The sequence below is a fragment of the Scopulibacillus daqui genome (genome assembly GCF_016908855.1).
In the GTDB taxonomy this organism is placed as follows: domain Bacteria; phylum Bacillota; class Bacilli; order Bacillales; family Sporolactobacillaceae; genus Scopulibacillus_A; species Scopulibacillus_A daqui.
Window position 1 is genome coordinate 43,290 of record NZ_JAFBER010000018.1, and the last position, 22,904, is coordinate 66,193.

General features: G+C 40.2%; 22 protein-coding genes and 1 pseudogene. 9 read left to right on the forward strand and 14 right to left on the reverse strand.

All coding sequences use genetic code 11. The features are described from left to right. Window positions 1-7: 7 nt before the first annotated feature. The 11 genes from gabT to bioB form a co-directional block, all read right to left on the reverse strand. A complete protein-coding gene (gene gabT / locus JOD45_RS12160; protein ID WP_205004165.1) occupies window positions 8-1,369 on the reverse strand; it encodes a 4-aminobutyrate--2-oxoglutarate transaminase in 1,362 nt (453 codons plus the stop codon). 359 nt (window positions 1,370-1,728) lie between these two features. After that, the gene (locus JOD45_RS12165) at window positions 1,729-2,151 is read right to left on the reverse strand and encodes an OB-fold protein (RefSeq protein ID WP_205004166.1); all 423 of its coding nucleotides are present in this window, start codon (window positions 2,149-2,151) and stop codon (window positions 1,729-1,731) included. Between the two features lie 183 nt (window positions 2,152-2,334). Continuing rightward, on the reverse strand, window positions 2,335-2,553 hold the full coding sequence (locus tag JOD45_RS12170; RefSeq protein ID WP_205004167.1) for a hypothetical protein: 219 nt from the start codon (window positions 2,551-2,553) through the stop codon (window positions 2,335-2,337). A 178-nt stretch (window positions 2,554-2,731) separates the two neighbouring features. Beyond that, window positions 2,732-4,888: a heavy metal translocating P-type ATPase gene (locus tag JOD45_RS12175; protein ID WP_338056093.1), complete on the reverse strand. Its 2,157-nt coding sequence runs from the start codon at window positions 4,886-4,888 to the stop codon at window positions 2,732-2,734. Beyond that, window positions 4,857-5,255, reverse strand: a complete 399-nt coding sequence (locus JOD45_RS12180; RefSeq protein WP_380896616.1) for an ArsR/SmtB family transcription factor — start codon at window positions 5,253-5,255, stop codon at window positions 4,857-4,859. Before JOD45_RS12180 ends, JOD45_RS12175 begins: the two co-directional genes overlap by 32 nt. A 182-nt stretch (window positions 5,256-5,437) precedes the next feature. Continuing rightward, entirely contained in the window at window positions 5,438-6,241 is an 804-nt protein-coding gene (lgt, locus tag JOD45_RS12185) for a prolipoprotein diacylglyceryl transferase (RefSeq protein ID WP_205004168.1), read from the reverse strand. Window positions 6,242-6,456: 215 nt separating this feature from the next. Beyond that, window positions 6,457-6,726, reverse strand: coding sequence for a biotin/lipoyl-containing protein (locus JOD45_RS12190; protein ID WP_205004169.1), 270 nt, complete (start codon window positions 6,724-6,726; stop codon window positions 6,457-6,459). A gap of 154 nt (window positions 6,727-6,880) precedes the next feature. Continuing rightward, window positions 6,881-8,281 (reverse strand): amino acid permease, encoded by a 1,401-nt coding sequence (locus JOD45_RS12195; protein WP_205004170.1) that lies wholly within the window; start codon window positions 8,279-8,281, stop codon window positions 6,881-6,883. 208 nt (window positions 8,282-8,489) lie between these two features. Continuing rightward, complete coding sequence (locus JOD45_RS12200; protein WP_205004171.1) at window positions 8,490-9,761, reverse strand: glycoside hydrolase family 18 protein; 1,272 nt, start codon at window positions 9,759-9,761, stop codon at window positions 8,490-8,492. A gap of 113 nt (window positions 9,762-9,874) precedes the next feature. Further along, window positions 9,875-10,828 (reverse strand): magnesium/cobalt transporter CorA, encoded by a 954-nt coding sequence (corA, locus tag JOD45_RS12205; protein ID WP_205004172.1) that lies wholly within the window; start codon window positions 10,826-10,828, stop codon window positions 9,875-9,877. 365 nt (window positions 10,829-11,193) lie between these two features. Further along, window positions 11,194-12,198: a biotin synthase BioB gene (bioB, locus tag JOD45_RS12210; protein WP_205004173.1), complete on the reverse strand. Its 1,005-nt coding sequence runs from the start codon at window positions 12,196-12,198 to the stop codon at window positions 11,194-11,196. Between the two features lie 120 nt (window positions 12,199-12,318). Here bioB and JOD45_RS12215 point away from each other — a divergent pair, with 120 nt between their 5' ends. The 3 genes and pseudogenes from JOD45_RS12215 (at window position 12,319) to bioA (ending at window position 14,936) form a co-directional block, all read left to right on the forward strand. Continuing rightward, window positions 12,319-12,891 (forward strand): ECF transporter S component, encoded by a 573-nt coding sequence (locus JOD45_RS12215; protein WP_205004187.1) that lies wholly within the window; start codon window positions 12,319-12,321, stop codon window positions 12,889-12,891. Then, window positions 12,888-13,622: a dethiobiotin synthase gene (bioD, locus tag JOD45_RS12220; protein WP_205004174.1), complete on the forward strand. Its 735-nt coding sequence runs from the start codon at window positions 12,888-12,890 to the stop codon at window positions 13,620-13,622. Before JOD45_RS12215 ends, bioD begins: the two co-directional genes overlap by 4 nt. Beyond that, a pseudogene (gene bioA, locus JOD45_RS12225) lies at window positions 13,612-14,936 on the forward strand (adenosylmethionine--8-amino-7-oxononanoate transaminase). The gene bioD and the pseudogene bioA overlap by 11 nt, the downstream one beginning before the upstream one ends. Before the next feature lie 62 nt (window positions 14,937-14,998). On the opposite strand, the gene JOD45_RS12230 reads toward bioA, so the two are convergent. Next, window positions 14,999-15,511, reverse strand: a complete 513-nt coding sequence (locus tag JOD45_RS12230) for a spore coat protein (RefSeq protein ID WP_239549252.1) — start codon at window positions 15,509-15,511, stop codon at window positions 14,999-15,001. Between the two features lie 481 nt (window positions 15,512-15,992). On the opposite strand from JOD45_RS12230, the gene JOD45_RS12235 reads away from it, so the two are divergent. The 4 genes from JOD45_RS12235 (at window position 15,993) to JOD45_RS12250 (ending at window position 20,000) form a co-directional block, all read left to right on the forward strand. Next, on the forward strand, window positions 15,993-16,667 hold the full coding sequence (locus tag JOD45_RS12235; RefSeq protein ID WP_205004175.1) for a response regulator transcription factor: 675 nt from the start codon (window positions 15,993-15,995) through the stop codon (window positions 16,665-16,667). Then, the gene (locus tag JOD45_RS12240; RefSeq protein ID WP_205004176.1) at window positions 16,664-18,043 is read left to right on the forward strand and encodes an ATP-binding protein; all 1,380 of its coding nucleotides are present in this window, start codon (window positions 16,664-16,666) and stop codon (window positions 18,041-18,043) included. Before JOD45_RS12235 ends, JOD45_RS12240 begins: the two co-directional genes overlap by 4 nt. A gap of 170 nt (window positions 18,044-18,213) precedes the next feature. After that, the gene (locus tag JOD45_RS12245) at window positions 18,214-19,314 is read left to right on the forward strand and encodes an ABC transporter permease (protein ID WP_205004177.1); all 1,101 of its coding nucleotides are present in this window, start codon (window positions 18,214-18,216) and stop codon (window positions 19,312-19,314) included. Beyond that, window positions 19,314-20,000 carry an ABC transporter ATP-binding protein gene (locus JOD45_RS12250; RefSeq protein ID WP_239549253.1) on the forward strand — a complete coding sequence of 229 codons (687 nt, stop codon included), beginning with the start codon at window positions 19,314-19,316 and terminating at the stop codon, window positions 19,998-20,000. The genes JOD45_RS12245 and JOD45_RS12250 overlap by 1 nt, the downstream gene beginning before the upstream one ends. Before the next feature lie 48 nt (window positions 20,001-20,048). On the opposite strand, the gene JOD45_RS12255 is transcribed toward JOD45_RS12250, so the two are convergent. After that, entirely contained in the window at window positions 20,049-20,702 is a 654-nt protein-coding gene (locus JOD45_RS12255; RefSeq protein WP_205004178.1) for a ribonuclease H family protein, read from the reverse strand. 309 nt (window positions 20,703-21,011) lie between these two features. On the opposite strand from JOD45_RS12255, the gene JOD45_RS12260 reads away from it, so the two are divergent. Further along, window positions 21,012-21,293, forward strand: a complete 282-nt coding sequence (locus tag JOD45_RS12260) for an AbrB/MazE/SpoVT family DNA-binding domain-containing protein (protein WP_205004179.1) — start codon at window positions 21,012-21,014, stop codon at window positions 21,291-21,293. A gap of 28 nt (window positions 21,294-21,321) precedes the next feature. On the opposite strand, the gene JOD45_RS12265 is transcribed toward JOD45_RS12260, so the two are convergent. Continuing rightward, the gene (locus JOD45_RS12265; RefSeq protein WP_205004180.1) at window positions 21,322-21,819 is read right to left on the reverse strand and encodes a spore coat protein; all 498 of its coding nucleotides are present in this window, start codon (window positions 21,817-21,819) and stop codon (window positions 21,322-21,324) included. 145 nt (window positions 21,820-21,964) lie between these two features. Here JOD45_RS12265 and JOD45_RS12270 point away from each other — a divergent pair, with 145 nt between their 5' ends. Further along, window positions 21,965-22,783, forward strand: coding sequence for an MBL fold metallo-hydrolase (locus tag JOD45_RS12270; protein ID WP_338056094.1), 819 nt, complete (start codon window positions 21,965-21,967; stop codon window positions 22,781-22,783). Window positions 22,784-22,904 lie beyond the last annotated feature (121 nt).

Sequence of the window (22,904 nt, forward strand, 5' to 3'; positions counted from 1 at the left end):
TTTATATTTAGACAAGCGTTGCGTCTTTTTGTTTTGCAACAGCAGCTGCTATTGATTCTTCAATGATTGATAAGCCTTCTTCAAGCTGCTCATCAGTAATGACAATCGGCATCAATACCCTGATGACATTGCTGAACATGCCGGCGCTTAACAGCAGCAAACCGCGCTTGCCTGCCTCTTCAATTATGGCGCTTGTTAAGGCTTTGTGAGGTTCTTTGGATGCCTTATCCTTTACGACTTCTAGTGCGCACATCGCGCCTAATCCTCTGGCTTCGCCTATGCAATCATACTGTTCAGCCAGCTTATTAAATCGATTTAGTACCTTGCTGCCGATTTGTTCAGCGCGCTGGTTAAGATTTTCTTCTTCAATCACATCCAGCACCGCCAATGCCGCAGCACATCCTAAAGGACTGCCGCTGTAAGTGCCGCCTAATTCACCCGGCTCTGATTTGTCCATGATCTCACTTCGGCCAATGACGCCGCTGATCGGCACGCCTGCCCCCATTGATTTAGAGACGGTTATTAAATCCGGAACAACGCCAAAATGTTCAATGGCAAAATAGCGGCCTGTTCTTGTGAAACCTGTTTGGATTTCATCAGCAACAAATAAAATGCCGTGCGATTGGCATAGCTCGTATACGCCTTGAACAAATCGTTTGCTTGGAACGATAAAACCGCCTTCGCCTTGAACAGGCTCCATAATAACCGCGGCAATCGTTTCCGGCGCCGCGTCGCCGACTAAGAATTCCTTAAATTCTTGTAAAACGTATTCATCATAATCCGCTTCTGACATGCCTTCCGGACGGCGGTAATAATATGGATACGGCGCTTTATAAACTTCCGGCGCAAACGGCCCAAATTCATATTTATAAGGCTTGACTTTGCTTGTCATTGTCATCGTCATTAACGTCCGGCCGTGATAACCCCTTTTAAAGGAGACAATGCCTTGCCTTTTTGTATACTTTCTCGCAATTTTAACTGCGTTTTCAACGGCTTCCGCACCGCTGTTTAAAAACAAAACTTGTTTGTCGTGATTCCCCGGTGCGAGATTTGCCAGTTTTTCAGCAAGCTTAATATATCCTTCATACATCATCACATTAAATCCAGTGTGAATAAAACGGTCAGCTTGTTCTTTTAAAGCTTGCGTCACCTTTGGATGGCAATGCCCAACATTAATCGTTCCGATGGCGCCGGCAAAATCTATAAATGTATTGCCGTCTACATCTTTTACAAGAGCCCCTTCTGCTGTATCCGCAAAGGTCGGCACACCGTTGCTTACACCTTTAGGAACATAGCGTTTTCTTTTATCAAGCAACTCTTTTGCAGCCGGCCCCGGCAATTGAGTTTTTACATCAGAAAATTTAGCCATTGATTTCATCCTTTCATCTCATCGATGTTAAATCTTAATTCTCTCACTTTTCAATATGCAAGTTCTGTGCCAACATAGAAAATTCTTGAAATGATTATCATGGCGTATCATGCGCCAATCCTTTTGCACTCACACCGGCCGTCTATATGTTCAACGAACCGGCAACAGCTTCTGGATATTGAATAAATAGACTGATCATACAGCTGATTGTTTCAAAATTTATGATTTTATTGGAAAATTATTCAGATTGACATTTACCTATTCATCCGTGCATAAAAAATAAAACCATGACTTTTAAATCGAGTCATAGTTTCAGATTCTTTAATATTTATTGTCGGGCCGATCCATCATATAAAGCATTACTTGATTAACTTTGCAGATTTAAATACAAGCACGTTCTGATCAGGATCCAAACCTATTGGGAATCCTCGCAAAGTGACAGCTTGACCTTTTTTTAAGCGATCTAGATTAACACCTTTTTGCATATTAACAACAATTGGGTATTGAGTGTTTAGTATAATCTCGTTATCTTTTATTTCTTTGATGGTCCCTGTTATTTGAACCACAGTATCCACATATTTTTCATCCGCCGCCGTTTTATCCTTTTTATATTGTCTTGCATATTGTTCAGCGGACAATTTCATGACTTTGCTGTCAGGTGTATGATTCACCATATGGACGCTTGTTGTATGATGCAGTACCTTCATCCATGTGAACATCCCTATAGAAACAACCACTACAATGGCAAGGATGCCGATGATGGTCTTTGTACCATTTGACATGATTTTCTTCCTCTCTATATATCAATAATTATATTATAAGTAATTTTCGGGGTCTGACCCTGTGAATTTTTTGTGAACCCGCAGAATAATTTTTAAGAGAGCGTTGTAAGACAAATGATAAAGCGTGCATGTAAGAGTGTCAATGTTCCTACATTGCACGCTTTATGATGATCTTGAATTCGTTCATTGATCTTGTTTGCGCTCCTTAATTAATCTGTCGCGTTCTAGCAAACCTTGTTTATATCCCTTATAATAGCCTTCTTTATAAGCATTTGTCAGCGCATTTAATATAATCGCCTGGGCATGAACGTCGACTTTGCTTTTTTCCATAAAAGCCCTTATTTTTTCTTCTGTACTCATTTTTTTTAATTTTAAATCCAGCTTTTTCTTTTTTTTAGTCAATGATCTTCCTCTCCTTTGCTCCAGTCTTCATGAACAGACATTGATCATAACGCTGCTTTTATTAGTTTATTTTTATAAAAGATGATTTTATGATTCAATACAGCAGCCTGTGATGAATTTTAAAGCGCCCGCTGTCTTTGACTGACAGCGGACGCCTCATTTCAAAAAATGATTTCTATTATTTTTTTAAAAGCAGTCTCATACTATTTAAGATAACTAAAAGCGCAGCGCCTGTATCGCTGAATACCGCCATCCATAAAGTTAAGAATCCCGGAAAAATCAATAGAAACGCCGCCAGCTTAATTAAAATGGAAAACCAAATATTTTGCTTAATGACCGATAAGGCTTTCCGGCTTAATTTCATTGTATATGGGAGCTTTTCCAAGTTATCAGCCATTAGCACGATATCTGCCGTTTCTATTGAAGTATCTGTTCCGGCTCCTCCCATGGCAATGCCAATATCAGATGCCGCAAGAGCCGGTGCATCATTGATACCGTCGCCAACCATCCCGACCATTTTCCCCTCTTTTTGTAAAGCTTTGATCACGCGGGCTTTGTCTTCGGGGAGAAGGTTGGCATAATAACGGCCGATGTTGGCTTGTTCGGCTATTTTCCGCGCGGTTCCTTTATTGTCTCCGGTTAGCATGATGCATTCTTGCACGCCTATTTCTTCAAGAGAACGAATCGATTCGACCGAAACATCTCGCAAATTATCAGAAACCCCTATATAACCCAAAATATAATTATTTTTAGCGATGACAACAAGTGATAGCCCTTCATTCTGCATATTTTCTAAATCAGATTGGATCGAATCTAACGAAATACCGAGTTCCTCAAATAATTCAGGTTTTCCGGCATAATAATCCTCTCCATCAACCGTTGCCTGAACACCTTTTCCAGCCAAGGCAGAAAACGAAGATCCATTGAGTGAACGGACGTCTTTGTCTTTCGTATAATTAACAATAGCCTTTGCGATCGGATGATTCGAGTGTTCCTCAATCGTCCGGGCAACTGCAAGAAGATCATTCTCATTTGCATTTAAAGCTTTAATAACAGCGACTTTCGGAATTCCTTCGGTCAGCGTTCCTGTCTTATCAAAGGCAAGCGCCTTAAGTTTCCCTGCTGTCTCGAGGCATGCACCGCTTTTGATAAGCACGCCTTGTTTTGCCGCATTTCCAATCGCTGAAACAATGGCAACCGGTGTTGATATCACTAATGCGCAGGGGCAGGCAATGACAAGCAATTCAAGACCTTTATAAAACCATTGACTCCATGCTCCCCAACCGAAAAGCGGCGGAAGAATCATAGCTGTTATAGCTAAACAAAAGACGGCCGGTGTATAAACCGCAGCAAATTTATCTAAGAATGCTTGTGTCGGCGCTTTTTGTTCTTGTGCTTCTTCTACCATATGAATGATATTTGATAGTGCAGAATCTTTTACTCGCTTGGCTACTTTGACTTGAAGCGCCCCGGATTCGTTAATTGTTCCTGCATAGACCGGATCGCCGGGCTGTTTATCTGCAGGGATAGACTCGCCAGTGATCGGCGCTTGATTAATCGTCGAGGTGCCGCTGATAATGCGACCGTCTAAAGGGACCTTTTCTCCAGGCTTAATATTTATAATATCTCCAACCGAAACAGCTTCAACCGGTGTCCGAATCAGTTCGCCGTCTTTTTTCAGCCAAGCTTCAGCCGGAGCCAGATTCATCAAATCTTTTATCGAAGATCTTGTTTTCTCAAGCGATTTATTTTGGAGCGCATTTCCTAATGAGAACAGCCATACAATCATCGCACCTTCTAAAAATTGGCCAATTAATAAAGAGCCGGCAGCAGCTCCAATCATAAGCACATTCATATCAAGCGAACGGTTTTTTATTGAATAAAAAGCACTCTTCGCGGGTTTATATCCGCCAACTAAAAGAACGAAAAAATATAAAATATCGCTGATTATTCCCGATAGACCGATAAATGAACCAAAATAGCCCAATGCTAAAAGAACGCCTGAAGCCGCTGTAAAGATAAAAGTCATCGGCAGCTGCTTATCCTCTTCCATTTCATTTGCTGTGATTGGCGCGTAGCCAAGCTGGCTGACTTTAGTCTCAATCGTTTGCAACGCAACAGTGCCATCTGAAATCATTTGTACTTTCCCGGTATTATAATTGACATTAACATGTTGGATGCCAACAATATTTAACAGCCCTTTTTTAATGGTTAAAGCGCATGACGGACAGTCCATGCCCGATACTTGAATTGTTAAGGTTTGTGAACATTGCTCTGAATGATTGCCGCATGGCAAGCCGTTCTCACAACATTGCCGATTTGTCTTTCTTGACACGTTTTTCACCCCTTAACGGTTCCGCGGCTGAAATAAGCTGTCTCACGCTATCATCAGTTAAGGAATAAAAAACCATCTTCCCTTCTTTGCGGGAGCCGGAAAAACCCATATCTCTCAATAAACGTAAGTGATGAGAAGCCGTCGCCGTTGTAACGCCAATAATATTAGCAACGTCACAGACACATAATTCCTTTTCAAGGGTCAACGCATAAGCAGCTTTATAACGTGTTTCATCAGCCAAAACTTTAAAGGCCTTCATCATATGTTGAAAATCCATTGAAGCCATTAATGCTTGAACTCGGCTGACTTTATCTTCGTCATAACAATAAACTTCACATTGATCTTGATGAGATTTTTCCAATGAGATCACTCCATCATCATCGTTATTTTAAACATTCAAACCATCTTTTGATTATATTTTATGATCTTTTTCTTACATATTCAAACGGCTGTTTGATTATTTTTATTCAAAAAGGTGCATCTTCAATAATGGCTAACCACTGCCTAAACAGAAAAAGAGCTGGTTCATCCTGCCAGCTCCTTCGATGTCTATTCTGCGGCCTTTTGTTGTTTATTTTGATTCGATCCCCGGCGGCGAACATATAAATAAATCATTAAGATAATCGAGATGACCGTTAATACAATCGCTGACCACTGACCGCCTGTAAGACCGCTGTACCTAGGTGAATCCCCCCGGAAAAATTCCAGCATAAATCTTTCCGCATCATACATAAATACATAAAAAACAAAGATCATTCCTTTTGGCAGACGCTTTCTTGCCAATAGAAAAATGATAAGCAGTATTGAAAAGATCACGGTATCGCCTTGGATCTCCCATGATATAGCCGGCCATAACGGCTGGCTGCCGTAATAACTGTACGCGACCGTTCCTTTTGGAAAGACAACGCCGAAGTTGGCATGTGTCGGTCTGCCGAAAGCGTCGCCGGCAAAAAAACAAGCGACACGGCCGATCGCCTGTCCCAACATCATGGCCGGCGCAAGATAGTCAGCCATTTCCCAGAAATTTAACTTATGCTTATATGTATAAACAATCAGCGCTATGATCCCTCCGGCAATAGCGCCTTCTATTGAAATACCGCCTTGCCAGATAGCAATAATATCAAGCGGATGCTGGGAATAATACGGCCATTGAAATACGAAAACATGCCATAGTCGCGCCCCGATAATAGCGCCTATAATCGCATAGAAAATAAAATCTTGAATATGTTTGTAATAAATGGTTTTGCGGGTCAATCCTAAAGCAACGCCATAACCAATGATAATGGCAATGATGGATATGACCGCATGGGTCTGAACAGTGTACCCAAAGACAGTAAAAAGGTCTTTATACATATTTACTCACGCTCCATATACTATTAACCGGATCTTGCTGTCCGTATGATAAGCAGTGCCATAAGCTTATCATATCCAAACCTTCCTTTCATTTTAACAAAATATCTGCTATTGAATCACTATATTGCAAGAATTAATAATTTAGATAAAAAGACGCAAAAATGCCCTATTGGTTTTATCCAACAGGGCTTTGTTCTTCTAGTATCCATAGTCTATCATTTTCCGAAGTAAACATTTTTAAAATGTGCCAAAACCGTTCCCGGAACGACTTTATCACCTTTTTTCACGTTTAACAATTCAATGATGCCATTCAACCCAGCCGTGATTTTTTCTAGAGCACCTTGCTCATTTCTAATAATAAATAATGGGTCAAACTCTTTGACACTATTCCCTTTTACGATGACTTCCTCAATTGTTCCAAAAATAGGGCTTGTTAAAATTTCTATTTCACCCCACCGTTTTGTAATGATTTCTCTGATGTGCATAAATACCCCTCCTTTATTAATATTTCAAAATTCAATCAATTTAGAAATCTATACAGGAAAATGATCTTATTTTTTTCAAATTTATCTTTATAATATTTCTGTATCAAAGCCAAAAAACCCTTTTTATTTCTTTGTCTATTTATATGCTGCTCGATTATTTTGGGATCCTTTCTTTAGGCGCTTCAGCGCTATTGTTAAATGGATTGACAGAAGCTTTTCTGCTTCGCACGGCATAAGCCGTTAATACGACAAAAAGCGAAAAGGTGCTTAAGAGAAGCTGTGAACGCATACTCTTATCAAATGCTAACAAAACGAGTACAGCTGCCATACAAATAATTGTAAAATAAGTTAAATAAGGATAACCCCACATTTTTACGACTAATAATTGCGGGTTTTCTTTTTCCAGGCGCGCGCGCATTTTGAGTTGGGCAAAGGCAACGAACAAATAAATATAGAGGACAACAACCCCGCTTGAATTAAGAAGAAACTGAAAAATCAAATCCGGAGAATAATAAGCCGCGATAACCGATAAATAACCGATAACAGTCCCGGAAAGGAGCGCTCTCATGGGTACGCCTTTTTTGTTCACTTTCGTAAACCATTTCGGTGCGTCTCCCCTTTTTGCAAGGTTAAATAGCATTCTTGAAGCAACATATAACCCTGAATTTAAACAAGATAGCGCAGCCGTCAGGACAACAAAATTCATGATCTGGCCTGCACCGGGAATGCCTAGCTTTTCAAGAACACTCACAAAAGGGCTTTCAAGAACTCCCGCTTGGTTCCATGGCAAAATGCAAACCATAATAAATGCCGAACCAACATAGAAAATCAGAATTCGCCAAATCACAGATCGAGTTGCGCCGGCAATGGCTTCTTTTGGCTGATCGGATTCTGCGGCCGTAACCGTTGCAATTTCAGTGCCTAAAAAAGAAAATATAACAACAACGACCCCTTTTAAAATAGCAGCAATGCCGTGCGGGGCGAATCCGCCGTGCGCCGTCAAATTTTCAAAACTCATCGTTTTTGCCGGCCACAGCCCTAATATGTAGGCCGCGCCTAAAATGATAAATAAAATAACGGCAACGACCTTAATCGCGGCAAACCAATATTCAAATTCGCCGTATGATTTAACAGAAAAAATATTCGTTAACGTTAATAAAACAATTAAACTTAAGCTCAGCAGCCAAAGCGGCGCATTGGCAAACCAATACTTTAAAATCCCAGCACCGGCAGTGGCTTCAAAGGCAACGACAACAACCCAGAAATACCAGTATAGCCATCCGCATGAGAAACCGGCCCAATTTCCTAAAGCCAGACGAACCTGTTCTGAAAAAGAACCGGCGCCGGGATAAGCTGAAGCCATTTCTCCAAGCATGCGGGCGATCAATAATACTAATAATCCGGTAAGTAAATATGTGAAAATGGCTGCTGGTCCGGTTTCTTTAATAATCGCGCCGCTTCCGACAAACAGACCGGCGCCGATGATTCCTCCGATTGTTATCATAATGACATGTCTTTTTTTCAGATGTTTTTGAAGATCTTCTGATTGCGCCATCTCACTTTCGTCCTTTCCAAATATTTTCAAAAAAAATGAAGTTATTTTTTAAACTGCAAAATACATATACTTTCATTTATTATAAAACAACAATTAATAACAATCAAAATATTTTAAATACGGACACCTTTAAATGCACACATGAATAAGCACTTTCTTTCTAGTCAATTTCAACAGCCTCAAAAAAAAGAGAACCCTGTCAGTTCCCTTATAACTTTCTAATATGAAAATTATCCTCAAGCAGCGCCCAATTTTGCGGAAATGGATAACCCAGCACCCAATAGCTGATTCCCCGCAAATGATATTCTTTAACAAGGTTAAACTTTGCTTGAGCACTTCTGGCATCTTCAAACCAAACTTCATGTCCGCGTCCTTGTTCATCAGTGTAGCGGAAATATGGCGATTGTGTTCTTTGATCATAATGAATAACTGCATGATGCCGGACAGCCCGGCGTATGGCCTCTTGCATACTAAAAGTCTCTGCTTCGCGGCCTTGTACATGAGGTACAAGCCAATCGCGGGCATATACTTGAAAACCCATCATGATTTTCTCCCGGGGAATAACTGTCACTGCATAGTCAAGGACTGCTCTTATTTGGTTTAGCGGCGAAATAGCTTGCGGCGGTCCAAAGCGATAACCCCATTCATAAGTCATAAGAACGACAAAGTCTAATATTTCACCATGAGCGGGATAATCGTGGGCTTCATACAGCAATCCTTGTTGTGTACCGCTCGTTTTCGGGGCTAAGGAGGATGAAACAAAATACCCTTCAGCATGGAGACGGCTGACTGCCCGCCTCAGAAATTGATTGTAATTTTCACGATCATTAGGCAATACATTCTCAAAATCAATATTCAGTCCGCGATACCTTTTCGTTCTCATAGTTTGAATAATACTAGTTAATAATCTATCTTGTAATGCCGTGTCGGAAAGAATCGTATGCGCCAGCTGTGATCCTGTTTCCGTAGCCGAAAAATTCGTAATAGCCATCATCGGTACGACATGATTGGTTATCGCAGCTTGAATCATGGCATTGTCATTAATCATTTCTAAGCTGCCGTCGTCTTTCATTCGATAAGCGAACGGGCTGACATACGTTAAATAGCGGCCGACATCTCTTACCTCCTGAGCGCCGGCTTCGCTAAAATCAATCGAAAACGCATTGACGTCAATTGTTGGTTTCGCCTTTTCTGGAATGATTAACAATTGACCCGGATAAATCATAGAAGGATTTGTAATTCGATTGGCCCGCATGATGTCTTGTACCGAAACCCCAAACTTTCGGGCTATTAACCATAAATTATCACCCGGCCGGACTGTGTATTGACGATTGCCTGATGGGATGATGAGCGCTTCGCCGATGACTAACTCACTGCGATTTTGCAGTTGATTCACTGCGGCGATTTGATTAATACTGACACCATACCTTTGAGCAAGCTGCCATAAAGTATCACCTCTTTGCACTACATGGATTTGCATGTTTCGCCCCTCCTTTTTTGTTCATTATTATTTTTTATTAGCAAAAGATCTATTTTAGAATGGATAAAAGAAAAAGCGATCCCGAATATTGCTTCAGGATCGCTCAATCGCTTTTACTTAAAAACATCAAACCAGCCTTTTAATTTAAACCACAGCACCATTAAAACCCCAATAAGGGTCATAACGCCAAGAATCATAAAGTACCCATATCGCCAATGCAGCTCCGGCATGTTATCAAAATTCATGCCATAGACACCCGCAATAAATGTTAAAGGAATAAACACTGAAGAAATAATTGTCAGCGTGATCATAATTTTATTCATGCGAAACGAGTTTAAAGAAAGATAGTTGTCACGCATATCAGACGTGATTTCCCGATTTGATTCAATAATCTCGGCGAGTTTCAGCAAATGATCATGAACATCCATATAGTATGCTCTTTGCTCTTTTACTATATTTAACCGATCGGAGTTTAAAATTCGGTATAATAGATCACGCATTGGAACAACGGTTCTTCTAAGTTTTAATAAATCGCTGCGAATATCAAAAACTTCATCCATCAAGGAACCTCTGTTAGCTTCCTTATCCTCAATCTCATTAAGCTGGTCTTCTATCTGATAAACGGCGGGAAAATAGCCGTCAACCAACTTGTCAATAATCATATAACTGACGTAGCTTGAACCGTGATGCCAAATTTCCCTATTAGATAATACACGCTCCCAAACAATGTCAATTTCCTTTAAAGGAGCATAATGAAAGGTAACAATAAAATTGTGGCCAACAAAAAGATCTACTTCCTCCGACTCCAAGGTCTTCTGATTAAGGGCATGCACAACAAAAAAATGATAATCGTCATAATAGTCAAGCTTTGGCCTTTGCAAAAAATGATAGCAATCTTCAACAGCTAATGGATGAAAATGAAAATGCCGGTCTAAAAGAACCGCTTCTTCTTCATCAGGACAATTAAAATCAACCCAGTACCATGCCGCCCTTAAATCCGGCAATGCTTCAAGAGGGACATTCTGCTTGATTTCAAATTCATCGGTTAAAACTAAAGTCCTTATCACTACATGATCTCCTTCGAATTTAAAGGATATGACTGGCTTATTTTACTGTGTTCAGCTTTTTTGACTTTCAAACGCCATGATGCCAAACGCTAAGGATCGGGCTGGGAGACGATCGCTACAAGAACAATAACCGACAAGACAACGAGACCTACGTTCTTGGCTAAATCCAAGATATCCATTTCGAATCGCTCCTTAATTGGATAGATCAAAACACCCGGCAGTTATCAGTCTTGTTCTAGGTTGGTCCGTTGCTGGATATGGGTTTATACATTCACACACGAAATAAGTGCTTTAATATGTATATTCAACAAATAAGCGAAGAAGCCTCCCCCAATATTTTAAAAATACAAAATCATCAGCAAAAACTAAAGACTAAAATCTTGGCTTTGGGTTTCGAAGGCATTTTCTTCAACCTCAAACCCTAAATCTTTTATCATTTGATAATCTTGTTTGGCCGCTTGCCCTCCAGTTGTTAAATAGTCACCGACAAATATGGAATTAGCTATATAAAGCCCCATTGTTTGCATCGTTCGCAAATGATATTCCCGTCCGCCGGCTATGCGAATTTCTTTTGTCGGATTAACATAACGAAACATTGAAAGGATTTTCAAACATTTATTTGGCGTTAATTCATCTAAATGTTCCAATTTAGTGCCAGGTACTGGATGAAGAAAATTAATAGGGATTGAGTCTGCGTCCAATTTTTTCAATGCAAATGCCATATCTACTATATCATCATCAGATTCTCCCATGCCGCAAATCACACCTGAACAAGGCGATATCCCCGCTCTCTTTATATTCTTAACAGTTCTAACACGATCATCGTAATGATGCGTGGTGGTTATATAAGCATGGTGGCTTTCGCTTGTATTGAGGTTATGATTGAATCTGTCAACCCCCGCCGCTTTAAGCACATGAGCCTGTTCCTCAGAAATTAACCCCAGACAGGCGCATATTTTAATATCTAATTGTTCTTTAATGTCTTTAACGGCTTGTGCAACTTGGTTGACTTCCCGATTTGAAGGCTTTCTCCCGCTTATTACAATACAGTAAGTCCCAATCTTATTTTTCTTCGCTTCCTTCGCACCAGCTATTAAAGTATCTTTGCTTACTAAAGGATAGCGTTCAATATCAGTATCGGCATAAATTGACTGTGAACAATAGGCGCAATTTTCCGGGCAGCGGCCGCTTTTGGCATTAATAATCATATTAAGTTTCACCTTTTTGCCATAATAATGCCGGCGAATAAAATATGCGCCGTCAATCACTTTCAGTAAATGTTTATCATCCGCATTTAATATGGCTAAAGCCTCTTTGGGCTGACATTGGTAACCATTAACCACTTTCTCCGCCAAGTTTAACCAATCCATCTTTTCACCTCATTTTCGTTAACCCATTTTCATTTTTGGTTGACAAAAACATTATAAATCATTCAAACTAAAAATGAAAGTCTATTAAACAACACAAGATAAATAGAAAGGGTGGCAAAGATTAAAACGAAATCACTTATTTTAATAGCACTGTTTGCCGCATTAACAGCTGTGGGGGGATTTATACGGATTCCTCTGCCATATGTTCCTTTTACTTTACAAATATTATCTGTTTTTTTGTCAGGGGCTTTGCTGGGGCCCAAATTAGGGATGATGAGCCAGCTGATCTATGTCCTTGCCGGGTTGGCAGGAGCTCCTATCTTTACTAAAGGCGGCGGACCCGAATACATATTCCAGCCTACTTTTGGTTACTTGATTGGTTTTATACTCGGCGCCTTTACAGGAGGCTGGGTCGCCCAAAAACTTAAATCAGCACGGCTTCACGCCCTGTTTCTAGCAAACTTTTCCTGTCTAGTCGTTGTTTATTTCATTGGCTGGCTATGGTTATACGGAGACATGAATTATATAATGTCAACTCCGATCACACTTAAACAAGCCTTTATTTTTGGTTGTCTTATTCCTATTCCCGGTGATCTTATTTTGTGTGTCTTATGTTCCATTTTAAGCGCACGGATGATGCCGATCATTAAACCGCGCTTTTCGATACAGCAACAAGGAGTGATAAAAAAATGACGAGACCTATTTTTATTACAGGAACAGGAACAGATATAGGCAAAACCATCGTTAGTTCATTTTTAAAATTAACCTTTCAAGAGCTGGGGATGCGGACATTTGTGTTCAAACCGCTGCAAACAGGATTAGTTAAAGCAAACAGTCAGGCTTATTATCCGGATATCCATTGGTATAAAACGGCTTTGGGGCAACAAGAAAAGGATTCCGGGCTTTACCGGATGGAACCGCCGGCTTCGCCTCATTTAGCTGCCAAACTGACAGAAACCGTCATTGAACCTTTTCTCATCAAAGAAAAGATTGATCACTTATGCCAAAGCCACGACTATGTTCTCGTCGAAGGCGCCGGCGGATTAGCGGTTCCTATCATTGAGGATGAACATGGCTTTTATATGACAAAAGATTTAATAAAAGATTGTCAAATGTCTATCATTATTGCCGCACCTTCAGGTTTAGGGGCAATTCATGACATTGTCTCAACGGTTTGTTATGCCAAGCAAAACCAATTGCCTGTTCAAGGATTAATTTTGAATCAATTTCATCCATCTGACTATCTGCATCAGGATAATTTAAAAACCATTAAAAAAATGCTCGATATACCTATTTTGGCAGCGATACCTGAACTTGAACAACCATTGCATACAACGCTGACAAAGTTTGCAAAAGATTATGCGGCGGCACCCGAAGGGCAAAACCTCAAAAAAATATGGGAGGCTGTACAACATGGCGTATAATGTTCAAGACTTAAAGCAATTTGACAAAGCATACGTTTGGCATCCATTCACACAAATGAAAAATTACATAGCGGAGGAGCCGCTTATTATTGAACGCGGGGAAGGAAGTTATTTGTATGATATTGACGGCAATCAATATTTAGATGGTTATGCGTCTTTATGGGTTAATGTCCACGGGCATAACGATCCTGAGCTAAACGCTGCCATTGAGCAGCAAATAAAGAAGATTTCACATTCCACTCTGCTCGGATCAGCTAATGTCCCTTCCATTTTATTGGCGAAAAAACTTGCGGAGATCACCCCGGGACATTTAACAAAAGTATTCTATTCAGACACCGGAGCGGCCGCTGTGGAAATAGCGCTTAAAATCGCTTATCAATATTGGAAGAATATCGATCCAAAAAAATACGCCAATAAAAATACATTTATTTCTTTAAAAGAGGCTTATCACGGAGATACCGTCGGTGCGGTTAGCGTCGGCGGCATGGATTTGTACCATCGTATTTTCCGCCCGTTATTATTTGATCGGCTTGAAATCCCTTCTCCTTATGTTTATCGCATGGAAGAATACGGAGACCCGGATAACATCGTTGATTATTGCTTGAAAAAACTTGAAACATTGCTTGAAGAACGGCACCAAGAAATAGCCGGATTGATCATTGAGCCGCTCGTCCAAGGCGCGGCGGGCATTATTACTCATCCAAACGGTTTTCTGAAACGGGCAGCAGAGCTTTGTAAGAAATACCGTATTCTTCTGATTTGTGATGAAGTTGCTGTCGGCTTTGGCAGAACAGGAACACTGTTTGCATGTGAGCAGGAAAGCGTTGAACCCAATATTTTATGCTTAGGCAAGGCGATTACCGGCGGATACCTGCCTCTGGCTGCGACCATAACCTCTGAAAACATTTATTCGGCATTTCTTGGGCATCCCGATGAAAACAAAACATTTTATCACGGCCATACTTATACAGGCAATCAATTAGTATGTTCGGCAGCATTGAAAAATATCGAACTTATCGAACGCCGTCATTTGGTTGAGGATATTCAGAGGAAAACACCCATCATCTCAAGAGCCCTCCATAAATTAAGGGCATTGCCGATCGTCGGTGATATTCGCCAAAAAGGATTAATGATAGGGTTGAGCACAAAATCATATTAGAAGCAAGAAAAAGAGGGCTGATCATAAGGCCTTTGGGTCCTGTTATTACATTAATGCCTATTTTATCAATGAATGAACATGAATTATTGCAAGCTATTGATATTGTTTATGATTCGATACTGACTGTCTCTGAAAATCTATTAATCAGTAAGTAACCCGTTTGGTTGCCAAAAAGCACCTGTTGCCAGGTGCTTTTTGTTGCCTCACAGCATGGCCGCTATTGATTTTGCGGCACGACTTGATACATTGATGCAACGATTTGAATAGCTGTATCAGGTGCAGCTTCGAGAGGATAGAATCCTTTTTTCACCATATACTGATAAACATCGTAAGAATGGCTTGCCCCCATAAGAAAGGCCTGTTCCAGAAATGAACGCAGCTCTGGATGAGTAACTTCAAAAACAGCATTTCCGTATTCCCGGCCCGCGCGTTTTAATGTTAATAAATAAGCTGTCGCAATTTCCCGATCATTTAATGTTTGGGCGTTTGTTCTTGGCGCTGCTGCCGGAGCGGGAGCAATCGGCGCTTGCGTATACGACTGCAATACAGGATTTAACGGCGGAGCCTGAAGCTTTGATGCCGGCCCTTCAGCTTTGCTGAGGAACTCTACTTTCATATTATAATCTTGCACATGAAGTGGAAAATGTGTTTGCAGAAGCGATTTCAATTCCTGGCATTGAACCTGGCTTAAAAATAATCCCATATTCGTAATTGTGTTAAAACAACTCATCGTTAATTCACTTAACTCATTTAATTAATGCGAAGTAAGCTTCACGTCCGTTCCTCCTTTTGTTCATGAGCATACACGGTATATATTGTCCAAAAGTCTTTGCTTTATGCTCATTCCTTACAAAGATGTCATCCTTGTGTCACTCAATTCGATAGTTCTCACTCTTCATCTCTCCTTATAATAAGTTCATAAGCTGAAACATAAGGAGTGACCAGAATGAAAAAAGCTCTTGAAATAATGATAGCCATTGCTGAAGTGCTCATTGACGGCAGACGCGCGGCTTCAGAAATAAATAACAAAGTAAACTAAAAATGATAAAAAATAGGCCTTTGATATCAATCATCCCCGGCATCCTAATCCGGGGTTTTGTTCCGTTATAAAAGCTGTTAAGATGGCTTTTTAAATATTGCCTTTGCAATGCCGGTGATTTTTAGTATAAATGAATTAGGATACGAATGTTCTATAAGTTAGGAGTTTATATATGATTAATATACTTATTGCCGATGATGATGCCCATATTCTTGAATTGCTCAGACATTCTCTTCAGATTGAAGGCTACGGCGTCTTCGAAGCTGCCGATGGTGAAGAAGCTTCTGCTATTCTTTCAAAACAGCATATTCATTTAGCCGTCGTTGATGTTATGATGCCAAATAAGGATGGTCTTCAACTTTGTGAAGAAATCAGAAAATATTATGATTTCCCTGTGATCCTATTAACAGCCAAAAGTCAGCTTCGAGATAAGGAAAAAGGATTCTCCGCCGGTACAGATGACTATTTGACAAAGCCTTTCGAGCCAAAAGAACTGCTGTTTCGAATCAAAGCTTTGCTTAGGCGCTATCAAATTGTTAACGCTGATAAAATTCATCTTAATGATACTGTGATTGATCGAAAAAGTTATGAAGTTCACTGCAGCGGAAAACTATTAATGCTGCCGATGAAAGAATTTGAATTATTATCGCAGCTGGCGAGCTATCCTGACCGAATTTTTACAAGAGAAGAATTGATCCAGCTTATTTGGGGAGCGGACTTTGACGGGGATGAACGAACCGTCGATGTCCATATTAAACGCCTGCGCGAACGCTTTTCCAACACCGATGATTTTTGTATTAGAACAGTGCGCGGTGTTGGTTATAAATTGGAGGTTGCAAACAAGTGAGAACGCTCTACTTAAGAATCGTTGTGACCACTGTCATTGTCATGATTTTAAGCAGTGTTCTCGCTTTCTTAATATCGAATGCGTATTATCAATACAGCCTTAAGCCATACAATGACAAAAAATTAACCCGTATGGCCGAAGATGTTAAGACATTTTATGAGAAAAACCAAGATGTCAGCCTGAACCATTATTTAAAGAATATTGGAGATTTGGGTTATCAAATCTATTTAGCCGATAGTCAGGGACACGGGGATTTTTTTGGCGGATCCTTTAGAAAAAAAGATTTAGATCCAAAAATTATTCAATCCGTTTTAGATGGCCATGTCTATCACGGCATTTCTCAGTTTCCTTCAAAACCCTTTATTACAGGATTCTTTGATAATGCCCTTATTAATACTATCGGTGTTCCCATAACGGATGGCAGCCACAACTATGCCCTATTCTTTCGTCCCAACACAGAGCTTCAATTTGGCGAATTAAGGATCTTTTTTGCATTAATTCTCCTTCTCGCCATCTTAATCAGCATGCTTTTCGTTTTGGTCAGCACCCGTTACATTGTCAAGCCGATTATTAAATTGACTGAAGCCACAAAACAAATTGCTAAAGGAAAGTATAACATTCAATTAAATGTCAAACGGCGCGATGAAATCGGCAAATTGGCGAATCATTTTTCGCAAATGGCCAAAAATTTGCAGCAGCTGGAAGCTATGCGCCAAGAATTTGTCTCAAACGTTTCACATGAAATTCAATCACCTCTGGCCTCCATACAAGGTTTTTCGCAAACCCTGCAAACAAAAAACTTATCAGAAAAACAAAGACAGCATTATTTGGCCATTATTGAAGACGAAGCCAGACGTATGTCACATCTGAGTAAACAATTATTAACACTCGCTGCTTTGGATAAGGAAGAATCTCTATTGGAAAAGAGGACCTTTGATGTTGCCGCTCAAATCAAACAAGTGATATTTATGACAGAGTGGGGCTGGCGCGAAAAAGATTTGGCTATTGAAATGGATCTCCCGCAGACGTTGATTTATGCAGATGAGCAATTAATGCATCAAGTATGGACGAACCTGATACTGAACAGCATTAAATTTACAGAAAACGGAGGTTCAATCTCGTTAAAACTCAGAAGCAAAGATAGTAAATATCACATAGAAATCAAGGATACAGGTATAGGCATTGCAGAAAGCGACCTGCCTCATATCTTTAATCGCTTTTATAAAGCAGATAAGGCTAGAGTCAGAAAAGAAGCCAGCAGCGGTTTGGGACTAGCTATCACTAAAAAAATCATTGAGCTTCACAACGGGCAAATTCACGTTGAAAGCCAATTGGACAAAGGCACAACTTTCCATATTTTTCTTCCAAAAGCGTAATGTAAATTCCTGTTCATACTCCGTTCATATTCCCATTCTATATTTTAATCAAGGCAGAAAAAAGAATGATCCGACAGAGTCCGGCATGGGCTTGGCATCATTCTTTTCTTTATTCCCAATAACAAAGCAATACCAATATATAGATGTTATAGAATGGAGATGAATAGACGATGTTTCTGGCATTGCGCGAATTTAAACACGCTAAATTGCGTTATTTTCTTGTTGGGTTAATTATGGTACTTATTGCCTTCCTTGTTCTTTTTGTTTCTGGCCTTGCCAAAGGGCTTTCTTCTGATAATGCTTCCGCCATTCAAAAAATGAACGCAGATTATTTTGTCATTCAAAAGGAAGCAGATAATCGTCTGAACCGTTCGCTATTGTCCGAAGATAAACTTCGTGACATCGAAAAGTTTGCTGCAAGCCAATCAACAGCACCTTTAGGTATACAGATGACGACATTTACTAAAAAAGGATCTTCAAAGCAGATTGACGCAACGTTCTTTGCCGCAAATGTTAATGGCGTGCTGGCACCGGATGTTGTCGAAGGCCGAATGATCAATAATCATACAACAAATGAAGTCGTTGCAGATCATTCCTTAAAAGAAGACGGATTAAAATTAGGCGGCCATATAAAAGATCAATTCTCGGGAAAAACATTCAAAATCGTTGGCTTTACAAAAGGCGAATCTTTTAGTCACGCACCTGTCATTCATATGAATTTCAAAGAATGGGCCGCTGTTCACAATTTGCCGGCGGATAAGCAAATGCTTTTCAATGTCGCTGCCTTAAAAACAAGCAAAGATAAAGCTCAATTGATTGAAAAGAAAGTACCCGGGGTTGCTGTCATTGACAAAAGCCAAGCTTTAAAAGGCATTCCAGGCTACCAAGAAGAACAAGGCTCACTCATGATGATGATTGCTTTTCTTTTTGTCATTGCAGCCTTTGTCTTAGCTGTATTCTTCTATGTCATGACAATACAAAAAATAAATCAGTTTGGCGTATTAAAGGCTATCGGCGCGAAAACAGGCTATTTAGCGCGTCATATTATTTCTCAAGTGTTGCTTATAACAGTTATCAGTCTTGTGATCAGTATCGCACTGACATATGGCGTGGCGTTCGTATTGCCAAACAGCATGCCGTTTGACCTTACACCGCCGCTCGTTCTAGGTTGTTCAGGGATGTTTTTGGTTGTTTCAGTGATCGGATCTTTATTGTCTCTATATCGGGTCGCAAAAATTGATGCCATTGAAGCTATTGGGAGGGCTGCATAATGAATCATAAACTCGTTCTTGATCATGTCAGCAAAGTATTTGGAGACGGCGATTCCCAAATAAAAGTCCTCAATGAAGTATCGCTGCAAATAAACGCCGGTGAATTTGTCGCCGTTGTCGGTCCTTCCGGTTCGGGAAAAAGCACTTTTCTTTCAATTGCCGGTGCATTGCTTTCGCCAAGCAGCGGCCGCATTATCCTTGACGATATAGAAATTAATCAGCTTTCCGGGAAAAAGCTGAATCAAATCAGATTGAATAAAATCGGCTTTGTGTTTCAATCGTCCAATTTAATCCCTTATTTAACTGTCCGGGATCAACTCTTGTTAATTTCAGAATTAGCCGGCAGCCGTCATAAAAAAGCGGAACAAAGAGCTGATGATCTCCTTGAACGTCTTGGGTTGAGTCACCGCAAAAACAACTATCCGGAAAGTTTATCAGGCGGAGAGCGGCAGCGGGTCGCCATTGCCCGCGCTTGTATGAATGATCCTGAAATTATTTTAGCGGATGAACCCACTGCCAGCCTTGATTCTGAACGCGGCCGCTCTGTGGTTCAGATGCTTGCTGATGAAGTAAAATTAAGAGAAAAAGCCGCTATCATGGTTACCCACGATAAAAGAATGCTAGATTTATGTGATCGGGTCGTGTATATTGAGGATGGCAGACTTACTGAAGTACCGAAAAACTAAATTCAAATTGCAAAAAACTCCCTGTTCGGCAAAACAGGGAGTTTTTCACTAAATGTCAATGGTGCTCATGATATCAGTTCCTTTTAAGGCTTGAGAAGCTAATTGGTCCGCTTCCCGATTTTCCTTCCTTGAGACCGATTGATAATCCGGTGTAATCCCTAACTTTTCCATTCTGCTTTCTATGCGGTCCGCCCATCTGCTTAAACTCTCCTCATAGCACGGCCATTCACCGTTTAATTGATGAATGACGACTTGTGAATCACCTATAACACGAACAGGCAAATGATGGACGCCGAGACGCTCTAATTCCTTTAATGCAAGATCCAAGGCTGCATATTCCGCCTCATTGTTTGATTCCAGCTCATCCACTAGAGCATTTTTGCGAACCCTATATGTTTTGCCATTTTGTTCATAATAAACAGCACAGCCTAACCCTGATTTCCTGGTTTCCCGGTTGAAGCCGCCGTCAAAGTACACAGATACATGATAGGGTTCGGTTTGAATGCCTTCCGCAAATTTCTTTAATTCCTTTATCGTCCAAGACCTTGCATTTTCATCTATAAACGTTAAATGTTTTGCCCGCCCCGTTTTTTGTACATCTTCAGCTATTAAAAGGGCTTCTTCTATATTCATCTCATTTGAGCTGAATTCTGCTTCAATCCCTTTCGGCGTTTTATAGGTTAGTTCCATTCTAACATTCACTTTAAAACCACCTTATGACGCAAACTGCTATTCGTTATGATATTGTTGGATTTCCCGTTCCCGCAACACTCTTATATTAACTACTTTTGGCCTTTTTATGTGTTAAACGCTGACATTATGGATCCTGTTTATAAGAATTGTTTTATTTTCTATTTTATTCTTGTTTTATGTTTCGATTTTTTATATTGTAATGGAAGTGATATGTTTACCGCAATACCATATTTACCCGAGACAAACTACTAGACTATTTTTTAAAATGTGATTATGATAAAAATGTAGAATGATCAATTAAAAGGGAGCGGTTATTTTATGAAATCAACAGGTATCGTACGCAAAGTTGATGAATTGGGCAGAATTGTTGTACCTATTGAATTAAGGAGAAGTTTAAACATTGCTGAAAAAGATCCTATAGAAATCTTTGTAGACGATGATAAAATTGTCCTAAAAAAATATGCGCCTTATAAAGCTTGCCAAATTACCGGTGAAGTATCCGACGATAATATGGTTCTTGCAGACGGCAAAATTGTTCTCAGTCCCGAAGGCGCTGAAATTCTAATGGAAGAAATTAAAAAGCATCTGCAAACAGTTTAAAGACTTGCTGATTAAGGCAGGTCTTTTTTTAATTTCTAAACCGCAAGGCTCTTTCCGCCATTTCCCGATCATGCTTAAGCAGTCTATCCAAGTTATAAGCCGGATACATCCCTCTTTCATACATATAATTGAAAATTTTCGTATGGCATTGAATGGCTTTAGTTAAATGGTTGGCTAATAAATTTTTCAGCTGCGGCGTTGCTGTTTCTGTAATGGCTGCCGCATAGTTTTTTACCGACGATTTAGCAAATCCTAATAAGCTCCCGGCATAATACCCTTCGTCCAGTTCCCGATAGCTGTCCCCTCTCTCTCCAGCCTCTTGTGCCTTAGGATAATACTGAAGAAGATCAACAATGTTTTGCTCTAAGTCTTTGATTGTCTGAAAGTACAAAGCTTGAAGCATTCTGTCTTTTACTTCCGGCGCCGCATGTTTGAAGCGCATCAGGTTCACCGATTGAAAAGCAACCAGCTCATGGATTTCTAAAGTTTCATGCCACGCTAATTGATTAGGTCTTGTTTCCCTCATAAAAAAATTCTCACCTTTCGCCGTTATATCCATACATGTTATTCATTTCATCAAAATATGCAAGTTGTCTGTGGCTGTATACAAAATCAAACTTTAGAAAAAGATAATTAAGACAAATCAATGCAAATAAAAGAGGGATTGTATTGTGTACAAAAATGATATTCAAAAAATGATGTATCACCCTGGGATGGCCATTAACCAAGACATAGATGTTATTTGTTTAAGAACCTATATCGTTAATGTTTATTTTGTTGTTCTGGAACCTCGAAAATGGGTTTTAATTGATACTGGACTCGTGTTTTCCGCCAACAGAATTCTCCAAGCGGCAAAGGATCTGTTTGGTGAGAACTGTCCGCCGGAGGCGATTATTTTAACCCATGGGCATTTCGATCATGTCGGATCAGTTAAGAAACTGGCTGAATATTGGGATGCCCCGGTGTATGCACATGAACTGGAGACGCCTTACTTAACAGGAGGAGATTATCCGCCTCCGGATCCGACCGTCGGCGGCGGCCTAATGGCACGGATGGCCGCTATATATCCTTATCACGGCATTAACATCAAAAATCACCTTGTCAAACTGCCAGATAACGGACAGCTCCCCTTTATGCCGGGATGGCGATGGATTTATACACCGGGTCACACCATAGGCCATATTTCCCTTTTTCGTGAAAGCGATCGTTTTCTTATTGCTGGCGATGCCATTACCACAGTAAAACAGGAATCAGCCTTAGCTGTTTTTTCCCAATACAAAAAATTGCATGGACCGCCGGCATATTTTACGATAAATTGGGAAACTGCATGGGATTCAGTCAGATATTTAGCTTCTTTTAAACCTCATATTGCTGCGACCGGCCACGGTATACCAATGGGGGGCGGCATGCTGGCCCAGCAGCTGGATGATCTCGTTAAGCATTTTAAAACCATGGCTGTTCCTGAACATGGACGTTTTGTAAAACAATAAACAGATTAAAACTAAACTCGCTTCTCGGTGGTGACCCCCAAAAGTTAGAGTTTTAATTATGTAGCTGTTTGGCTGGTTTGAGCTCGGTATTGTACTGGGCTTAAACCAGCCAATTTTACTT

Bases quoted from the DNA above. Each gene is read 5' to 3' on its own strand.
- gabT (WP_205004165.1), bottom strand. From the start codon at position 1,369: ATGGCTAAATTTTCTGATGTAAAAACTCAATTGCCGGGGCCGGCTGCA.
- JOD45_RS12165 (WP_205004166.1), bottom strand. From the start codon at position 2,151: ATGTCAAATGGTACAAAGACCATCATCGGCATCCTTGCCATTGTAGTG.
- lgt (WP_205004168.1), bottom strand. From the start codon at position 6,241: ATGTATAAAGACCTTTTTACTGTCTTTGGGTACACTGTTCAGACCCAT.
- JOD45_RS12190 (WP_205004169.1), bottom strand. From the start codon at position 6,726: ATGCACATCAGAGAAATCATTACAAAACGGTGGGGTGAAATAGAAATT.
- JOD45_RS12195 (WP_205004170.1), bottom strand. From the start codon at position 8,281: ATGGCGCAATCAGAAGATCTTCAAAAACATCTGAAAAAAAGACATGTC.
- JOD45_RS12200 (WP_205004171.1), bottom strand. From the start codon at position 9,761: ATGCAAATCCATGTAGTGCAAAGAGGTGATACTTTATGGCAGCTTGCT.
- bioB (WP_205004173.1), bottom strand. From the start codon at position 12,198: ATGGATTGGTTAAACTTGGCGGAGAAAGTGGTTAATGGTTACCAATGT.
- bioD (WP_205004174.1), top strand. From the start codon at position 12,888: ATGACGAGACCTATTTTTATTACAGGAACAGGAACAGATATAGGCAAA.
- JOD45_RS12230 (WP_239549252.1), bottom strand. From the start codon at position 15,511: ATGAGTTGTTTTAACACAATTACGAATATGGGATTATTTTTAAGCCAG.
- JOD45_RS12235 (WP_205004175.1), top strand. From the start codon at position 15,993: ATGATTAATATACTTATTGCCGATGATGATGCCCATATTCTTGAATTG.
- JOD45_RS12245 (WP_205004177.1), top strand. From the start codon at position 18,214: ATGTTTCTGGCATTGCGCGAATTTAAACACGCTAAATTGCGTTATTTT.
- JOD45_RS12250 (WP_239549253.1), top strand. From the start codon at position 19,314: ATGAATCATAAACTCGTTCTTGATCATGTCAGCAAAGTATTTGGAGAC.
- JOD45_RS12260 (WP_205004179.1), top strand. From the start codon at position 21,012: ATGAAATCAACAGGTATCGTACGCAAAGTTGATGAATTGGGCAGAATT.
- JOD45_RS12265 (WP_205004180.1), bottom strand. From the start codon at position 21,819: ATGAGGGAAACAAGACCTAATCAATTAGCGTGGCATGAAACTTTAGAA.